17 protein-coding genes are annotated in these 19,293 nt (G+C 32.9%); 10 read left to right on the plus strand and 7 right to left on the minus strand.

Features of this window, described 5'->3' with window-relative positions:
• The first annotated feature begins 74 nt into the window (after positions 1-74).
• Together J2W95_RS12050 and J2W95_RS12055 are read left to right on the plus strand one after the other, a co-directional pair.
• Entirely contained in the window at positions 75-572 is a 498-nt protein-coding gene (locus J2W95_RS12050) for a GNAT family N-acetyltransferase (RefSeq protein WP_310007305.1), read from the plus strand.
• A 124-nt stretch (positions 573-696) separates the two neighbouring features.
• Complete coding sequence (locus J2W95_RS12055) at positions 697-1,641, plus strand: tRNA-dihydrouridine synthase family protein (protein WP_310007307.1); 945 nt, start codon at positions 697-699, stop codon at positions 1,639-1,641.
• A gap of 78 nt (positions 1,642-1,719) precedes the next feature.
• Here J2W95_RS12055 and J2W95_RS12060 read toward each other — a convergent pair whose 3' ends face one another.
• The 6 genes from J2W95_RS12060 to J2W95_RS12085 all read right to left on the minus strand — a co-directional run bounded on the left by J2W95_RS12060 (position 1,720) and on the right by J2W95_RS12085 (position 9,399).
• Complete coding sequence (locus J2W95_RS12060) at positions 1,720-2,265, minus strand: glutathione peroxidase (protein ID WP_409025126.1); 546 nt, start codon at positions 2,263-2,265, stop codon at positions 1,720-1,722.
• A 1,144-nt stretch (positions 2,266-3,409) separates the two neighbouring features.
• Complete coding sequence (locus J2W95_RS12065) at positions 3,410-6,637, minus strand: cytochrome c biogenesis protein CcsA (RefSeq protein ID WP_310007309.1); 3,228 nt, start codon at positions 6,635-6,637, stop codon at positions 3,410-3,412.
• Between the two features lie 207 nt (positions 6,638-6,844).
• On the minus strand, positions 6,845-7,915 hold the full coding sequence (arsB, locus tag J2W95_RS12070) for an ACR3 family arsenite efflux transporter (RefSeq protein ID WP_310007312.1): 1,071 nt from the start codon (positions 7,913-7,915) through the stop codon (positions 6,845-6,847).
• Positions 7,916-7,917: 2 nt separating this feature from the next.
• Complete coding sequence (locus J2W95_RS12075; protein WP_310007314.1) at positions 7,918-8,550, minus strand: arsenate-mycothiol transferase ArsC; 633 nt, start codon at positions 8,548-8,550, stop codon at positions 7,918-7,920.
• A 29-nt stretch (positions 8,551-8,579) separates the two neighbouring features.
• Entirely contained in the window at positions 8,580-9,047 is a 468-nt protein-coding gene (locus J2W95_RS12080; protein WP_310007317.1) for a DUF6428 family protein, read from the minus strand.
• Positions 9,048-9,066: 19 nt separating this feature from the next.
• Complete coding sequence (locus tag J2W95_RS12085; RefSeq protein ID WP_310007318.1) at positions 9,067-9,399, minus strand: ArsR/SmtB family transcription factor; 333 nt, start codon at positions 9,397-9,399, stop codon at positions 9,067-9,069.
• A gap of 183 nt (positions 9,400-9,582) precedes the next feature.
• Between J2W95_RS12085 and J2W95_RS12090 the strand changes: the two genes are divergently transcribed.
• From J2W95_RS12090 to J2W95_RS12115, 6 genes are all read left to right on the plus strand, one after another.
• Positions 9,583-10,344, plus strand: a complete 762-nt coding sequence (locus J2W95_RS12090; protein ID WP_310007320.1) for a Rossmann-like and DUF2520 domain-containing protein — start codon at positions 9,583-9,585, stop codon at positions 10,342-10,344.
• Complete coding sequence (locus J2W95_RS12095; protein WP_310007322.1) at positions 10,328-10,855, plus strand: KdsC family phosphatase; 528 nt, start codon at positions 10,328-10,330, stop codon at positions 10,853-10,855. Before J2W95_RS12090 ends, J2W95_RS12095 begins: the two co-directional genes overlap by 17 nt.
• A 73-nt stretch (positions 10,856-10,928) precedes the next feature.
• A complete protein-coding gene (locus J2W95_RS12100) occupies positions 10,929-11,855 on the plus strand; it encodes a geranylgeranylglycerol-phosphate geranylgeranyltransferase (protein WP_310007324.1) in 927 nt (308 codons plus the stop codon).
• Positions 11,848-12,429, plus strand: coding sequence for a Maf-like protein (locus J2W95_RS12105; protein WP_310007326.1), 582 nt, complete (start codon positions 11,848-11,850; stop codon positions 12,427-12,429). The genes J2W95_RS12100 and J2W95_RS12105 overlap by 8 nt, the downstream gene beginning before the upstream one ends.
• Before the next feature lie 14 nt (positions 12,430-12,443).
• Entirely contained in the window at positions 12,444-12,977 is a 534-nt protein-coding gene (locus J2W95_RS12110; RefSeq protein WP_310007327.1) for a mechanosensitive ion channel domain-containing protein, read from the plus strand.
• A gap of 54 nt (positions 12,978-13,031) precedes the next feature.
• Entirely contained in the window at positions 13,032-13,580 is a 549-nt protein-coding gene (locus J2W95_RS12115) for a hypothetical protein (RefSeq protein WP_310007329.1), read from the plus strand.
• Between the two features lie 35 nt (positions 13,581-13,615).
• Here J2W95_RS12115 and J2W95_RS12120 read toward each other — a convergent pair whose 3' ends face one another.
• On the minus strand, positions 13,616-14,608 hold the full coding sequence (locus J2W95_RS12120) for an alpha/beta hydrolase (protein ID WP_310007331.1): 993 nt from the start codon (positions 14,606-14,608) through the stop codon (positions 13,616-13,618).
• 289 nt (positions 14,609-14,897) lie between these two features.
• On the opposite strand from J2W95_RS12120, the gene J2W95_RS12125 reads away from it, so the two are divergent.
• Together J2W95_RS12125 and J2W95_RS12130 are read left to right on the plus strand one after the other, a co-directional pair.
• Entirely contained in the window at positions 14,898-17,429 is a 2,532-nt protein-coding gene (locus J2W95_RS12125; protein ID WP_310007333.1) for a PIG-L family deacetylase, read from the plus strand.
• A gap of 121 nt (positions 17,430-17,550) precedes the next feature.
• The gene (locus J2W95_RS12130) at positions 17,551-19,293 is read left to right on the plus strand and encodes a sodium:solute symporter family protein (RefSeq protein WP_310007335.1); all 1,743 of its coding nucleotides are present in this window, start codon (positions 17,551-17,553) and stop codon (positions 19,291-19,293) included.

A 19,293-nucleotide genomic window follows, 5' to 3' on the forward strand; every position in this document is an offset into this window, starting at 1 on the left:
AGTTACAAAGTTGCCAAGGCTTTTCAGCTGATTTAAGTCAATTTTTCATAATTTTGGACAACAAATAATCACAAATGAAAATCATATTAAGACCATATCAAACTGAAGACACTCAAGCAATATTGGATATTATCAATTATAATATTCTAAATTCAACTGCAATATACGATTATAACATTCGAACCTACGAAATACAAAAAGGTTTTTTGGATGACAAAATCAAAAAAAAATTCCCTGTAATTGTAGCTGTTGATGATGATAAAGTAGTCGGTTTTGGGATGTATGGCGAATTTAGATTTCGGGAAGCTTATAAATACACGGTAGAACATTCTGTTTATGTGAGCAATGAACATCAGGGAAAAGGAATTGGAAAACTGTTGTTGCAAGAATTGATCCAATTGGCCAAAAAGCAAAATCTACATACCATGATTGCCGTGATCGATGCCGAGAATCAAAGCAGCATCGATTTTCACGAGAAATTTGGTTTTAAAACAGTTGGAGTCATCAAAGATTCAGCTTATAAATTTGACCGTTGGTTGCATTCGGTTTTTATGCAATTGATATTGGAGTAATAGACGTTGAATGTCATAAAGTAGAAAGTTTATAAAGTCATTGCAGTTAAATCATCTGATATGTTTATAATAAGAATACTTTCGACTTATAACTTTATAGTATCTTTGCATTTTTATAAATACTATGAGCTTTACACTGCTTTCTTCACCCTTACAAGGATTTACAGATTTTCGTTTTCGAAACGCCATCAACAAATATTTTGGAGGGATTGATACCTATTATTCCCCATACATCCGTTTGAACGGAAAACTAGTCATAAAATCATCTTACGAACGAGACCTACTTCCTGAAAATAATGTTGGCCTTGAGGTTATTCCGCAAGTTATCACCAATGATGCAGAAGAGTTTTTATTTGTTGCCAAATATGTTCAGCAATTAGGTTATAAAGAATTGAATTGGAATTTAGGATGTCCTTATCCAATGGTTACCAAATCAGGTATGGGCTCTGGCCTTATCAGCAATACCGAAAAAATCAATCATATCCTTGACAGAGCGCACTCAGAGACCGACATTATTGTTTCCATGAAAATGCGTCTGGGATACGACACTACCGAAGAAATTCTTGATGTACTGCCTATTTTGGATAACTATCCCATAAAAAACATTGCCATACATGCGCGTATCGGGAAACAGCTTTATAAAGGAGGTGTTCATCTGGATGCGTTTCAACACTGTATCGATAATACTAAGCACAAATTGTATTATAACGGCGATATTACTTCGGTGGCAAAATTTCACGAAATGCAACAACGCTTTCCTTCTATAGATCATTGGATGATAGGAAGAGGATTGATTGCCGATCCATTTTTGCCAAGTATGATAAAAAGCAATGCTTTGGAATATCCTAAAAACAAAATGGAATTATTCGGTGCTTTTCACGATACTCTTTATGAAGGCTACAGTGAATCATTATCTGGACAAACACACATACTTTTGAAAATGCACCATTTATGGGAATACTTCTCGGTTATTTTTTCGAATCCGCATAAAGTCCATAAGAACATTAAAAAATCAAAGAGCATTAAAAATTATGAGGCAACGGTTAAGGAAGTTATAGCCAAGGGATAGATTGCAGAAAGCAGATTCCAGTATACAGTTCTCTGTATTCTACAATCTGCTTTCTGATAACTCTTTTTTGTGTAAAAACTATGCTTTAATCCAATTCACCACTTCAGGGTCTGTAGGCAAAGTTTTTGGAGAAATAACCTTTTCCAATTCTCCTTTTTCATTGATAAGGTATTTTTGAAAATTCCATTTTACTTCTGAATCTTCTAATCCATTTTTTGATTTTTGAGTTAAAAACTGATAAACGGTACTCATATCATCCCCTTTTACGGAAACCTTACTCATCATTGGGAACGTAACTCCATAATTCAATTGACAAAAACTTGCAATTTCTTCATTGGTTCCAGGTTCTTGCGAAGCAAAATTATTAGCTGGAAAGCCTACAATCACAAATCCTTTGGCTGAATATTCTTTATACAAAGCTTCTAAATCTTTGTATTGCGGAGTTAATCCACATTTTGAAGCGGTATTCACAATCATTACTTTTTTTCCTTTCAGACTAGCAAAATCAAAAGTCTTACCGTTTAAATCTTCTACTTTGAATTGATAAATGGTTTGTTTCACTTGTGCTTGAATTTGGATACTAAATAAGAACATTGCGCAAATCGCTATTACTATTTTTTTCATAGGGTTTATATTTTTTATAAAATTAAAACAAATAGTCTTTGCTTTAAAAATTTATTTACACGAAACCGAATTTAAAACAAAAAGCTTGATATCTCAAATGAATAATTTAGACTAACGTATAAGTAAAAAAAAAATGCCCCCTTTGAGAGCATTTTTCTAACTAACTAAATAATAACCAACCATTAACCATTCTTAGATTCTTATATGTAAATTAACTTTAAACCTAACCTATAAAATTTAAAAATTTACAAAATCTAATCAAAATCATCTATAAACAACATTTCAAACACCATGCCAAAACAGAATTAAAAGCAAATTAAATCTTTGAAATACACAATTTTATATTAAAAATAAGTTTTTTATTACTTATCAAAAAATCTAAAAATTAATCACTCACACATTATAAACAGTAATCCAACAAAATTTAATTGTTTCATATACCAAAAGAACATCTAAAATTTAATAACCAAATTCATTACCGAGATAAAAAAAAGATGCTCCAATAGGAACATCTTTTAATTAACTAATTGTAATTGATAACTTTTTTATAGATAATCTGTAAAAACTAAACTACTAACCTATAAATACTTAGGCTAACTACACCTAATTAAATCATCTATAATTGACATTCCAAACACCATGCCAAAACTCAATTAAAAGCAATTAAAATCGACAAAATATATAATTTTAAATAAAATATAAGTTTAGTATTATATTTAAATAATTTGAAAATGATTTTCACGTTTCAAGGATACAAATAAATTAAAAAAATGCGAATTTGGCAGATTTCCACATCATGAAAAATTTACTGATTTTAATTCATTGTATTACATAAAAAAAAGATGCCCTTTTGGAGCATCTTTCTAACTAACTGTAATCGATAATTCTAAAGACATTAATGTGTAAACCAACCTACCAACCTAATCTACAATATCTTGGAATATAAAACTATCTATAATTACCTTTTCAAACACCGTGCCAAAACTCAATTAAAAGCAAATTTTATCTATAAAATACATTGTTTCTAATTAAAAGTAAGTTTTGTATTATTTTAAAATAATCAAAACACCTATTTTGACATAAAAATAAAAAAAAGGTTCAGCTTGACACTGAACCTTAATCGATTATATATAATTTAAAAAAATTACTTCTTATAAAACTTTCTGTATTTTGGATATGTAATTGCACCAATTAAAGATATTGTACCTAATGAATACCAAATCCAACTCAATGAATGTGCTTCTCCACTAGCATAGGAATGTAATCCAACTAGGTGAAAGTTTACTCCATAATAGGTAAACAAAATGGAAATAAATGCAAACATACTCATTAAATTGAAAAACCACTTCCCTCTTAACGAAGGTACAAATCGAGCGTGTATCACAAAAGCATAAACCATAATACTGATTAATGCCCAAGTTTCTTTTGGATCCCATCCCCAGTAACGCCCCCAACTTTCATTAGCCCATTGTCCTCCAAGGAAGTTTCCGATTGTTAACATGATCAAACCAATTGTCACTACCATCTCATTGATATACGTGATCTCTTTGATATTCAATTCCATTTTGGTTTTGTTCTTTTCATTGGTGAAAAAGATCAAAACAAGAGAAACGAAACCAAGTATCATTCCCAAAGCAAATGGCCCGTAACTAGCCACAATAACCGCCACGTGAATCATTAACCAATAAGAATTAAGTACAGGCTGCAAATTGGCTATTTCTGGATCGAGCCAGTTTAAATTTGCGGCCCAGAAAATCATCGAAGTTACAAAGGCTGCAGATGCGACGGTCAGTTTTGATTTTCGGTCGAAAGCCAATCCGAAGAACATCGTAGCCCACGCTACATATACAATTGCTTCGTACGCATTACTCCAAGGAGCATGTCCTGAAATGTACCAACGAGCAATTAAAGCAAGTGTATGAAGCGCAAATATTAAACCGATTAAAATGTGAAAACCATTTACTGTAATGCGTAAAAACTTTTTCTCATAGAAAATACTGAAAAGTGTAAATATCAGCATAAATATTCCCGAAAGAGAATACCAAGAAAACATTTTTGGCAAAATATTGTATTTATTATACGCGATTTCAAGATCAATTTTATTTTCGGTTGGTCTTACTTTACTTCCGAATTTCTTCTGGAAGCCGTTAATGCTTTCCAATAATTCATCTGCAGTTTTATAGTTTTTGGACTCTATGGCATGATTTAATGTTCCAAAATAAAGTGGCAAAATACTTTTGGTATAGGTAGAATCCATTCCTTTCATACCGGCATGTTCCAGTTCCAAATATGAAATCCATTTATTTCCTGCGTCGTTCGGGATTGGAAAAATTCTCAATATACTTCCGCTCAATGCCGACTCCATTAAGTTTACTTTCTTATCCGTTTCAATAAAATCTTGTTCAAAACTATTTGGATTTCCCGCTTTATAAGCTGCATCTAAATATGGTGCAAGTTTATAATTACCCTTTTCATCAAAAAACTTTATAAAAGGCGCTAGTTTTGCTTTCCTGTCAATGCCAATAATTTTACGAATACTATCATCTTTGGTATTAATATAGATAAGCGGAATCTCAATCCACAATTGCGCACTTTGAGTCATCGACAAAAATACCTGATCAGAATTCATTCCTTTGTAAGTATCAGAATGGCTCACTTTTCTCAACAATTCAGAAGAGAATGTATTAATTGGTTTCATCCTTCCACCCGCGTCCTGAATAATCAGTCTACCAAATTTTGCAGCATGTTCAGGTGTAACAGTATAAGCAGTCAACACCGAATCCAATTGCTTTTGTGTTGGTTTTATCCTAACATGCCCAGTGCTTTCAGAATGTGATTCACTTGATTTTTTACTTGATTTTTCAGTTGAATGGTCATGACCATGATCATCATCGTGTTCATGATTATGTTCTTGCGCAAAACCTGTCAAGCTCATAAACAAAACCAAAATCGTGATTAATTTTGCTTTTTTGTCTTTCACAACATCTAATTTTTTCTTCAAATGGCCAAAACGAGAATGTTTGGTAAAAAGAAGTGCAAGCATACTAAAAAACAATAAAAAATATCCTAAGTAAGTAATCGTAGTCCCCCAGTAATCGTGATTTACAGACAATACCGTTCCTTTTTCATCTGGATCAAATGAAGACTGGAAAAAACGATAGCCCTCATGATCCAATACATTATTCATATAAATTCTAGCATCAAATGGTTTTACCGAATCCTGAACAGTCACCTGACTTTCAAAAGAAGAATAACTTTTCTCCGTTCCTGGGTATTTTTGAGCAATAAAATCATTCAGTTTAATCTTAAATGGTAAAACATAGGCTTTACTACCATAGAAAAAAGAATATTCATGTGAACCAATTTTGACTGTTTTAGAATCTCCTGTTTTTCCTTTAGATCCTAATAATGTTATTAATTCTTCTTTACCATTTGCGGTAAGCTTCACTACAAGAGCATCTTCATGATTTTTTTCTTTAAAATCATTTTTAGTCTCATAATCAATTACTCCTGTGATTGCCGGTTCTGGAAAAACAAAACGGATTTCTCCAATGCTATACAAAGAACGCATCATCAAAGGCTGAACAATATCTTTCACTACTTTTCCTTGCAATTTATCAGCCATTCGCATAAAATCACCTTCAAAAGGCATTTGAATACTATAACTTTCTCCTGTTGTATTGATATTGATTGCACCTTCAGTAAATTTATTTAAGGCAAAAAGAACATTATGAATATTTTGAACTTCTCCTGATTTTAAGAAATGTTCTTCACGACCACCATCACCAGCTTCAACAAGTTTTAAATACAACGAACCTTTTGGATCGGCCTTAATGTATTCTTTGGCTCCCATGATAAAATTTTGATATTCTACTTTAAAAGGATTACCTGCAAAATCACCTTTCATCGTAAAATCGTTATCGGTAACTGGCGACAACAAAAGTGGTTTCTCAAAAACTCTGCGTTTCATTTCGCCTTTGTATTCTCCGTCAACAAAAAGAGTCAGGAATGTTTTATCCGAATAAAATTGATTTTCGGCAGCGCCTTCGCGAATAGGCATCATTCCTTCAAAACTAATGTAACGCGTGATAAAGGCTCCAGCTATAATAAACACAAATGATAAATGAAGTAGCAACGTCACCCATTTTTCTTTTCTAAATAATTGATAACGCTTGATATTTCCAATGAAATTAATCATAAAAAATCCCATGATAGCTTCAAACCACCAAGTATTATACACTAAAATTCGAGCTGTATCGGTATTGTATTTGCTTTCTATAAAAGTTCCTGCACCCATTGCAATTGCAAAGGTTATGAATAGTAAAGCCATTAATCGGGTAGAAAATAGGACAGAGAATAATTTTTTATCCATTTGGAAGTAGATTTCGTTTTAATAAAGTGTCGCAAAAGTACTCAAAAATGTCCACTTGTTTAAGTACTTAATTGTTAATTAAATCCAAAAATAAGGTACTCAATTTAAAAAAAAAGGACTTAAATCTTTTACTGAAGAGGTAATTACAAACTCAAATAAAACAAATGAGACTGACCAAAAAGAAAAGTCTCATTTGTTTTATTTTCTTTAAATTTCTTTTGCAAAATATTTTCTCCGAAACCAAAAAGCAACATTTACCAATGCAATTAATGCAGGCACTTCGACCAAAGGACCAATTACACCTGCAAATGCTTGCCCACTATTGATACCGAAAACACCTATGGCAACTGCTATGGCTAGTTCAAAATTATTACCTGTAGCCGTAAATGCGATTGCAGTTGATTTTGAATAATCAGCACCAAAATATTTACCTATGAAAAAACTTAAAACAAACATTACAGCAAAATAAATAACCAGTGGAATTGCAATTCGAATTACGTCCATTGGAATTTGCACAATTAATTCCCCTTTTAGGCTAAACATTATTAGAATTGTAAATAATAATGATACTAATGTTATTGGCGAAATTACAGGAACATATTTCATTTGAAACCATTCTTCACCTTTCAGTTTGATTAGTGTATATCGGCTAATTATGCCGAGTGTAAACGGAATCCCTAAATAGATACCTACGCTTTCGGCAATTTGTCCTATGCTAATATTTACTTCAAAACCTGTATAACCAAAATAAGGAGGTAGGATTGTGATAAAAATATAGGCATAAACACTGTAAAGCAACACCTGAAAAATACTGTTTAAAGCAATTAATCCGGCTCCATATTCCCTATTTCCATCGGCTAAATCATTCCAAACTACCACCATTGCAATACAACGTGCCAAACCAATTAAGATTACTCCAATCATATATTCTGGATAGCCTTTTAGGAAAAGTAAAGCCAATAAAAACATTAATATTGGACCAACAATCCAATTCAGTAATAATGATGCCCCAAGAACTTTTGTATTTTTGAACACTTCGCCCATTTGCTCGTATTTAACTTTTGCCAAAGGCGGATACATCATTAAAATCAATCCAATTGCCAAAGGAATATTGGTAGTTCCGCTCGAAAATGAATTGATAAAACCGCCGCTTGATGGCACAAAATAGCCAATTAAAACCCCAATTGCCATTGCTAAAAAAATCCAAAGTGTTAGAAAACGGTCTAAAAAGCCTAATTTTTTTCTTTCTACGACTGGTATACAATTATTTGCCGACATAGTTATTGTTTAATTTGTGAGAAAACATAAATCATTTCGGTTGCGATCTGCAAACTTCTTTCTTCGTATTTTTCAGTTTGTTGCGGGGTGTTATCAAATGCTTTTGGATCTTCAAAAGTTATTGGAATACGCTTTTCAGCTCCTGCAATAAACGGGCAGCCACTATCGGCTTGCGAACAAGTCATTATAGCCGCAAAATGACTTTCTGGATTAAAATCATCGTCATAGGTTTTAGAAAAGCAAATAATTGAGTGTTCATTTTGGGAATATTTAACGCTGTAAACTGGATTATTTCCCTCAGAAATAGTTTTGATTTTGAAACCTTGACCTTCCAACGTTTTTGCAACCAATGGAAACATTGCTGTTGCTTCTGTTCCGCCTGAATAGCAAAAAACATTTTTTACATTAAAATAAGCCGATGCCGTTTGTGCCCATATTTGCGTCAAATGGCTTCTTCTCGAATTGTGCGTGCAAATCATATTTAGTCTAATTTCTTGCTGATTTGCAACTTTAATTTGGATAAAATCGATTAGTGATTGTAAAACCTCTTTACGTTCTTCTGAGATGTTTTCAATGTTCAAATTCTTGATTATATTTTCAATTTCCGAAAACATAATTGATTGGTTTGCAGTCATTTATTTTTGTATTATTTGTTTTTAGTTTATTAGCAACAGTTTCCGTCTGGAGTACAACAAGGCTCATTATTTATATCTGACAATCTCACTTTTTGTTTTTCTGATGGACTGCAGCATTGATCTTGCGCTAAACAAGCCGTTTGTTTGTTTACCAATTCAAAATTTTCTCCATTGAATTCTAAATCGTATTTACCAATTGTTCTATCTTGATATTCAACTTCAATTTCTAAATCTTCTATCCCTAAAACTTTTTCTGACAATTGAATAATGTCTAAAAGTTTTTTGGGTTTTAGTCTGTGTTCAAAATCGTTTGCATCCCAAAGTTGGAAATTTACAACCGTTTCTTTGCGAACAGTTCCGCCACAATCGATAAAGTTTTTAGTTATCAAACCAACTTCCGTAACGTGAAAATGTTCTGGAACAAATGTCCCATTTGGCAATTGAAAACTTACTGTTTCAACTGTACCTAATAATGTTTTAATTTGTGAAAGTTTCATAATCTTAGTTTTTTAAAATTTAACAACAATCTGTTTTATTTTTTTCAATATGAGTGTTTACATTTTGAAAAAAGCTTTTAATTTTTTCAAATCCTTTTTCGTCAACGCAATAGCAAATTGCATTTCCCTCGACACTTCCTTTTATCAATCCTGCATTTTTAAGCTCTTTCAAATGCTGCGAAATCGTTGGTTGTGCCAATGACAATTCATTAACAATATCTCCGCAAATACAAGAATTAACCTTTAGAATATATTCAATAATTGCAATTCGTGCAGGATGCCCCAATGCTTTGATTAAAATTGCCAATTCGTTTTGATTATCTGTATAAAAGTCTGTTTTAGTTGCTCCCATTGTTATATATCTATATTGCAATATTACGATATTATTTAAATTAAAAAAAGAAAAAGTAATTATTTTTTTAATCATCCCAGCTTAATACCCTAACAATCAATTGTTTCTTATAACATGCATTGTTGTTAAATCAGCATTAAAAAATTGAAACCAACTCTTCATTTTTTTTGCTAATTTTGCGAAATGATTAAAATAACGATTATCGGCTCTGGAAATGTTGCACAACACTTGATTGATGCTTTCGCAAAAAGTAATACGGTAGAAATTATTCAGGTTTTTTCAAGAACCCAAAAAAACATTTCTGTCAATCTTAGTTCCAGCAAAATAACCAATGATTGGAATGCATTGACACAAGCCGATTTATACATCATAGCTGTTTCCGATGACGCTATTTCTAGCGTTTCATCACTATTGCCTTTCGAAAATCGACTGGTCGTTCATACATCAGGAAGCGCTGCTCTAACTTCGCTAGACGATAAAAATCGAAAAGGGGTATTTTATCCTTTACAGACTTTCACCAAAGGAAAAGCAATAGATTTTAAAAATATCCCTTTTTGTTTGGAAACCCAATCTGAAAACGATTATGAACTATTAGAAAAAGTAGCACAATCCATTTCAGACAGTATTTACAAAATCGATTCACACCAACGAAAAGCTTTGCACGTTGCAGCAGTTTTTGTCAATAACTTCACTAATTATCTTTACCAATTAGGAAGCGAAATTTGTCAAGAAAACAACGTTTCGTTCGATATTTTAAAACCTTTGATTCATGAAACCGCAGAAAAACTCTTGACACTTTCGCCAAAAGATGCCCAAACTGGCCCTGCAAAACGCAATGACATTTCGACTATTGAAGCGCATGAATCTTTTTTATCGAATGAAAATCAATCTACTATTTATAAAATATTAACCCAATCTATACAAAATCATGGCAAAAAGCTATAAAGAAATAATGAATGATATTACTACGTTTGTTTTTGACGTAGATGGTGTACTTACAGACGGTTCTGTTTTTGTGACTAATGAAGGAGAAATGCTAAGAACCATGAACATACGTGACGGTTATGCAATGAAAGCTGCCATCGAAAGTGGTTACCATGTATGTATTATTTCTGGAGGAAGCAATGAAGGCGTAAGAGTAAGACTTCGCAATCTAGGAATTACAGATATCCATTTAGGCTCTCCAGATAAAGTAGAAACATTTAAAGAATACACCGATGTTTACAGCATCAACCCTGAGCAAGTTTTGTATATGGGTGATGATATTCCGGATTATCATGTTATGAAACTAGTAGGATTACCTTCTTGTCCTCAAGATGCAAGTCCAGAAATAAAGAATATATCAAAGTATATTTCACATATAAAAGGTGGCAAAGGTGCCGTTCGCGATGTGATTGAGCAAGTAATGAAAGTGCAGGGAAAATGGATGACTTATTTTGACGGAAAGTTTGATTAATTATTAATGATTGATTGTTAATGGTTAATCAATTTCAAATTCACAATTCATCATTTATAATTTATAATTAAAAATGAAATACCTTAAATTAATACGTTACCAAAACCTATTGATGCTTGCTTTGATGCAACTGCTTTTTCGATATGGTTTTTTGAATTATCAAAGCATTCCTTTGGCACTTACAGAATGGCAATACTTTTTATTGGTTTTTGCAACGGTTATGATTGCCGCTGGGGGTTATGTGATTAACAATATTATGGATCAGGCCACGGATAATGACAATAAACCTAATCAAGTAGTTGTAGGTAAAAGCATCTCCGAAACCAATGCTTACAATGCTTATTTTGCTTGTACCGTTTTGGGGGTTGGCGCTGGATTCTATTTATCAAATATTATTGAGAAGCCAGGTTTTGCTGCTATCTTTATTATAATTTCGGCTACTTTGTATTTGTATGCAACGAGTCTGAAACAAATGTTGCTTATAGGAAACATTGTAGTTGCCTTTTTGTTGGCTTTCAGTGTGCTTATCATTGGAATTTTCGACCTTTTGCCGGCTATCAATCCCGGAAATAAAGTCGTTATGGCCGAGTTGTTTTCGATACTTTTGGACTATGCCCTATTTGCTTTTGTGATTAATTTTATTAGAGAAATTGTAAAAGATCTCGAAGATGTTAATGGCGATTACAACCAAGGAATGAATACCTTACCAATTGCTTTAGGTATCAGCAGAACAACTAAATTAGTGCTGATTTTGAGTTTGATTCCATTAGTAATGGTGATATTCTATATCAAAAACTACTTTTTTGCTTATAATTTGTATATCGCGACGCTATATGCATTAATATGTATAGTCGCTCCATTAATCTATTTTGCTGTAAAAATGGTAGATGCCAAGAAAAGCAATCATTTTCACCATCTTAGTACTGTTTTAAAATTGATTATTTTATTCGGATTGTTTTCAATTGCCATTGTTACTTATAATATTCTACACCATGCTTAAAGAAAAACTTAAAAACTACAAACTAATATTGGCTTCAGGTTCTCCTAGAAGACAACAATTTTTCAAGGATTTGGATCTGGATTTTGAAATCCGACTCAAGGAAATTGAAGAAGTTTTTCCACCCGAATTGAAAGCTGAGGAAATCACTAATTACCTTGCACAATTGAAAGCCAGTGCCTTTGAAGGAGAGTTGAAAAATAATGAAATTTTAGTCACAAGCGACACTATTGTTTGGCACAAAAATTGTGCTTTAGGTAAACCAAAGGACAATCAAGATGCTTTTAATATATTAAAATCACTCTCGAATACCACGCACGAAGTCATCACTTCGGTATGTTTTAAGACAAATTTGACTTCAAATTTAATTTGTGAAACAACAAAAGTGACCTTTAATGCGTTAACTGATGATGCTATTCTTTATTATTTGGAAAATTACAAACCATATGATAAGGCTGGAGCTTACGGAATCCAGGAATGGATTGGTTTTATAGGCGTTTCAAAAATTGAGGGATCCTATGCCAATGTAATGGGAATGCCGACAGATAAAGTGTATGAGTATTTAAATAATTTATAAACAATACAAAATTAATGGAGTTTTTTGAATACTATCTTAAACAAGAAATCAGTACCCTAATATTATTAGTGGCTGTGTTTTTGTCTCGAAAAATAGTTTCAAAATTAGTAAAACGATATGCAACTGCCAGCCAGATTATTGAAAAGAGAACCAATTTGGTTATCAAATACATTAATATTCTAATAACAATTTTGGCCTCAATAACCCTGATATTGATTTGGGGAGTACAAACCAAAGATATTTTTATAACAATATCTTCAATTACTACTGTAATCGGAGTTGCGATGTTTGCACAATGGTCAATCTTGAGTAATATTACTTCGGGGATTATTTTGTTTTTTTCGTTTCCGTTTAAAATTGGTGATTCCATATTAATTCATGACAAAGATTTTCCCGAAGAAGGCGAAATAGAAGATATTGGTGCTTTTCATGTAACCTTAAAATCCAATACCGGAGAATTTGTAATCTATCCTAATAACCTATTCTTTCAAAAAGGAATTTCAATTATTAAAAAACCTACTATCAACAATAATGAGTTTACCGATTAAAGGTCGATTCACTATTATTCAAAAGCTTAACCCCCAACTCAAATTTTAAATACAATGAAAACAATTAATTTTATTATTACTGGACTTCTGCTTTTTGCAGCGAGCACAACACAAGCCCAAGTTTCTGTTGATGTAAACATAGGAACTCCAAACGTAAATGTACACGTAGGAACTCCGCCGCCGCCGCCACCACCTTCTCGTCCTTCTCCTCCACCAGTTTGGGGACCTGTCGGTTATGATGAAGTAGAATATTACTACTTACCAGATATTCAAGTTTACTATGACATTAGATTAGCACAGTACATTTATTTTGGAAATGGTAAATGGGTTCGTTCCAGGTATCTACCTAGCCATTGCAGAAATTATGACTTATACCATGGCTATAAAGTAGTTTTAACTGATTATCATGGTCACTCCCCTTATTCTCATTTCCATGACCATAAAGTGAAATATTACAAAGGGTATAAAGGAAAACCTCAAAAAAGCAGAGGTGAATACAAAGTGAAATATGAAGATCATGATCATCATGACCATGGCAACCATAATCATGGTAATCACGATAAACATGAAGGAAAAGGTCATAACGGAAAAGGGAAACATTAATCCAATATTTTCTTAATCAAAAAAGCTGCAACAGGTCAAAGTGTTGCAGCTTTTTGTTTTAAATTAACTCTAGATTTATCCTCAAAAAAAATATCCAACCACTCAAAAATAGTTTTAAACACTAAATCCTGAGCTGGTTTTCTGGACAATACCAAATCGTGAATAGCATTATCAAAACCAATAACATCTTTACTAGGTGAATCAATAAATTTTGATTTTTCAATAATATCATCAATGTTCAGGATAGCATCTCCCCTGAACATTTCTTCACTCCACTTTAAGGGATAGACTGAAATTAAAGCATGTAATATTAAAATTGGGGTATTGACCGAAATTCCTTTTGCAATTTTCAAATGCCCTTCATCTATAGCATTTACCCATCCTGCATTGATAGATGGTGCAACGTGAGGTTTCCATAACAAATTATAATCCCATTCGCCAAAATCATTTTTGTGCAAACTTTTTCCGTAAAATTTTGAAAACCCAACTGGCAAAACAACATCTGGTTTTAATCTCCCCAAAAAAGAAAGTAGAGGAATAATTGTTTTCTTTTGAATCCAAGACAAATTAAAATCATAAAAAGGGCTATTACAGACTAATACATCAAAAAGTGCTTTCTCTTTTCGATCAGAAGCATACAAAGTAATAATCAGTCCGCCTGTAGAATGGCCATACAATACCGTTTCTTGACTTCCTTCTTCTTTTATTATTTCCAATGCTCGGTCGATATCTTCATAATACTCCCACAAACTTCTCACATTGTTTGACCTATGATTCTGCAGAATAGATCTGCCATATTTCCTTAAATCCAAAGCATAAAAATGATAACCTTTCTTCAAAAATTCGTCGGCAATAACAGCTTGAAAAAAATAATCATTAAACCCATGAATACATAAAATAGCTTTAGTAGCTCTTGAAGAGCCTCGCTTTCGTATTAAAGTAGCGGTAACTTTACCTTCATAATCATCGGGCTGAAGTATAGTTGTTTGTTCAAAACCATTCTTCAAAACGTCTTCCACATATTCCATACTCAGTTTGGTTTGGTTAATTCTAGACTAAGGGGTATTTCAAATTCTTACAAAGAAATTTATTATAACATTCTCAACTTTAGTTTTCTAAATTTAAACTATTTACTTTGAATTCTATTATTTATTTTACCAAAATTGCGAATCTTTAACCAATTTATTTTTCCAAAAAAATCTTTATAAAATCCCCAAAACATTATCATGTTTTTTTTGAATCAGAAATAAATATACCCGTATTTAATTAGTATTTTTGGAAATTAAAACCCTTTTTAGAAATAACAAAACCCCTGTCATGCGAAAAATTTCTTTAAATCTTTTTCTTCTTTTTTTTATTTCAGTACAAACAACATACGCCCAAAAACCTCAAAAACCTAGTTCAGCCGAAATCTACAATCAAATCCAGAAACTTAATTTTCTGGGGACTGTACTTTATATAGCCGCACATCCCGATGATGAAAATACCCGCCTGATTTCCTATATGGCCAATGAAGTTCATGCCAGAACAGGTTATTTATCTCTTACCCGAGGAGATGGTGGACAAAATTTAATTGGCCCACAATTACGCGAATTACTTGGAGTAATAAGAACTCAAGAACTCCTAGAGGCAAGAAAAATTGATGGAGGAGAACAATTTTTTTCCAGAGCCAATGACTTTGGATATTCCAAAAATCCGGAAGAAACATTACATATTTGGGATAAAGAAAAAGTGCTTGCAGATCTTGTTTGGGTAATCAGGAAATTCCAACCAGATGTCATCATCAATCGTTTTGACCATCGTTCGCCAGGAACTACTCACGGACACCACACATCCTCTGCGATGCTAAGTGTAGAAGGATTTGATTTGGCTAATAATTCCGCTTCTTTTCCCGAACAATTACAATATGTACAGCCTTGGCAACCCAAACGTGTATTTTTTAATACTTCTTGGTGGTTTTATGGCAGCAAAGAAAAATTTGATTCAGCCAATAAATCCAATTTAGTACCAATCCCAACTGGGGTTTTCTACCCTACTCTAGGAAAATCCAATCAGGAAATAGCGGCCTTAAGTCGTAGTAGTCATAAATCTCAAGGATTTGGAAGTACAGGAGCACGAGGAGAAGACACCGAATATCTGGAATTTCTAAAAGGTGAGCGACTCAAAGAAAAATCATCAATTTTCGAAGGTATCGATACGAGTTGGAACCGCGTAAAAGGCGGAAAACCAATCGGTGAATTGATTGCCGTTATTGCCAATCAGTATGATTTTAAAAACCCATCTGCTAGTATTCCAAATTTAGTAAAAGCCTATACTATGATTCAAGCCTTGGATGAAAACCATTGGAAAACAGTAAAATCCGAAGAAATAAAAAAAATTATAGCAGCTTCTTCTGGTCTGTATTTAGAAGCTGTTTCTAACTCCCAAGAAGCAACTCCTGGAAGTGTTATAAAACTGAATCTGGAGACGATAAATAGAAGCTCTGCAACCATGCAACTTGTAAGCGTTACGACTTTACCCGAACAAAAAACTACGGTTTTCAACACCGATTTAAAAAACAATACATCACAAAATAATGCTCTAATTTTACAATTACCGCAATCCATAAACTACACACAACCCTACTGGTTAAAAGAAAAAGGAACTGTAGGATTGTACACAGTTGAAGATCAAAAAAACATTGGAATTCCAGATATTATTAGGGAAGCCAAAGTGATTTTTAATATCAAAATTAATGATATTGAAATCCCATTTGAAAGAACAATTGTTTACAAATACAATGATGATGTCAAAGGTGAAATGTATAATTTCTTGGATATTGTTCCCGAAGTAACTACGACGATTCAAGATAAAGTATTGCTTTTTCCAAATACAAAGCCCAAATATGTAGGTGTAACTGTAAAGGCTGGAAAAAACAACCTTAAAGGCGATTTAAAATTGGATTTACCAAAAGATTGGAAAGTCTCTCCACAGTCTATTTCTTTTCAATTGGACAAAAAGGGAACGGAGCAAACTGTTTATTTTGAAGTTACACCTCCTGCTCAGATGAGTGAAATTGTTGCAAAAAGCATTGCTACCGTTGATGGAATAACATTTGGCATGGAACAAATCAACATTAATTATGATCATATTACAAAACAGCAAGTTTTAAAAAACTCTGAAGTAAAATGCATTCGATTTGATTTGAAAACCAACGGAGAAAGAATCGCTTATATTATGGGAGCTGGTGATGAAATTCCAAAAAGCTTAACCCAAATGGGCTACAAAGTGACCCTCTTAAAACCAGAAGATATTACTCCCGAGAGACTTGATAGTTTTGATGTTGTTATGATGGGTGTACGTGCTTACAATACTATTGACGCATTGGCAAACAAACAAGATATTTTATTTGAATTTGTAAAAGGTGGAAAAACAATGATTGTGCAATACAACACAGCCAATGATTTGGTTACACCAAATATCGCTCCTTACCCTCTAAAAGTTTCCAGTGATAGAGTAACTGACGAAAATGCCGAGGTTCGTTTTCTTGCTCCCAATCATCCAGCCTTGAATTATCCAAATACGATTACCCAAAATGATTTTAAAGGTTGGACACAAGAACAAGGATTGTATTATCCAAAGGATTTTGACAAAGCCTTCACTCCTATTCTGTCCTCAAATGATAAAGGTGAAAGTGCCAAAGAAGGTGCATTATTGATTGCTCCTTATGGAAAAGGTAATTATATTTATACGGGTTTAAGCCTTTTTAGAGAATTACCAGAAGGAGTTCAAGGAGCTTATAAATTGTTGTCAAATATGATTTCGATTAAACCTTCAGTAAATATTCCTAATCAAAAAATGAAACCTTAAAACAAAAAACATGGATTCAAAAAAACCTAAAATCTGGTCAAAAAACTACACTCTAGTTCTGGTTGCCAATGCCTTGTTTATCATTGTTTTTTATTTAATCATGAAATTATACTCTTAACCTATGCAATTATTTGACTGGATTGTACTGATAGTAACACTATTATTTATTGTAATTTATGGTGCTTGGAAAACAAAGGGTAGTAAAAATGTTGAGGAATATATACTAGGCAACAACGAAACGCCTTGGTTTACCGTAGGCCTTTCGGTTATGGCAACACAGGCCAGCGCAATTACTTTCCTTTCTACTCCAGGACAAGCTTATCATGACGGAATGGGATTTGTGCAGTTCTATTTTGGATTGCCAATTGCAATGGTGATAATCTGCCTCACTTTTATACCTGTTTACCACAAGTACAAAGTCTATACGGCTTATGAGTATTTAGAAAAAAGATTTGATCTAAAAACCCGTTCATTAGCAGCAGTTTTATTTTTGGTACAAAGAGGTTTAGGAACCGGAATTACCATTTATGCCCCTTCTATCATTTTATCTGCATTATTGGGTTGGAACCTTACTTATATGAATATCATTATTGGTATTTTGGTTATCATTTACACTTTTTCAGGGGGGACAAAAGCTGTAAATGTCACTCAAAAACAACAAATGTTTGTCATATTGGCTGGGATGATGATTACTTTTTTCCTCATCTTTGATTATTTACCCAACGACATGACTTTTGATAATGCCCTGCATATTGCAGGCGCCAATCAAAAAATGAATATTGTGAATTTCTCATTCGACTTAGATGAAAAATATACTTTCTGGAGCGGAATCACTGGCGGATTCTTTCTTGCGTTAGCTTATTTTGGTACCGACCAATCACAAGTAGGTCGATATTTATCCGGGAAATCTGTCCGTGAAAGCCAAATGGGATTAATCATGAACGGACTTTTGAAAGTACCAATGCAATTCTTGATTTTGTTAACTGGAGTAATGGTTTTTGTATTTTTCCAATTCAATGAAACCCCTTTAAACTTTAATCCAAACAATAAAATAACGGTTGAAAATTCAAAATACAAAGACGAATATCAAAACTTACAGAAAGATCTAAACAAATTATCCGAAGATGAAAAAGTTGTCAATCTATTATACATAGATCAACTAAATCAAGATTATGACAATCCTACCCTTCGAAAAGAGTTAGTTGATTTGGCACTTAAAGAAAAAGAATTAAGGGCCAAAGCCAGAGAAATAATTTCAAAAGCAGATAACAAAGCCGAAACAAATGATAAAGATTATGTGTTTTTCTATTTCATTCTTCATTATTTACCCAAAGGTCTTATTGGTTTGTTGCTTGCGGTAATCATTTCTGCGGCAATGTCTTCAACCGCTTCGGGGCTTAATGCATTAGCTTCTACTACAGCGATCGATATTTACAAACGTAATGTTAAAGAAGAAAAATCCGAAAGACATTACCTGAATGCTTCTAAACTTTTCACCCTTATGTGGGGAATCATTGCTATTGCATTTGCCTGTATCGCTACGCTTTTTGAAAATTTAATTCAACTTGTAAATATCATCGGTTCGATATTTTACGGTACTGTTTTGGGAATTTTTCTAGTTGGTTTTTATACCAAAAAAATACGTGGAAAATCGATATACTACAGTGCTATCGTTAGTCAAATCGCTATTTTCATCATATACTATTTCACCAACTTTATACATTCAAGTGGGGAAGAAAAACTAGGGTATTTATGGCTCAATTTTATTGGGGCATTACTCACTATAGTATTATCTTATTTATTGCAATTCACGGTATTCAAAACCGAAGAACAAACAGTATTAACGGAGGATACAGGTTCCTAA

This window comes from Flavobacterium granuli (assembly GCF_031456055.1).
In the GTDB taxonomy this organism is placed as follows: Bacteria; Bacteroidota; Bacteroidia; order Flavobacteriales; family Flavobacteriaceae; genus Flavobacterium; species Flavobacterium granuli_A.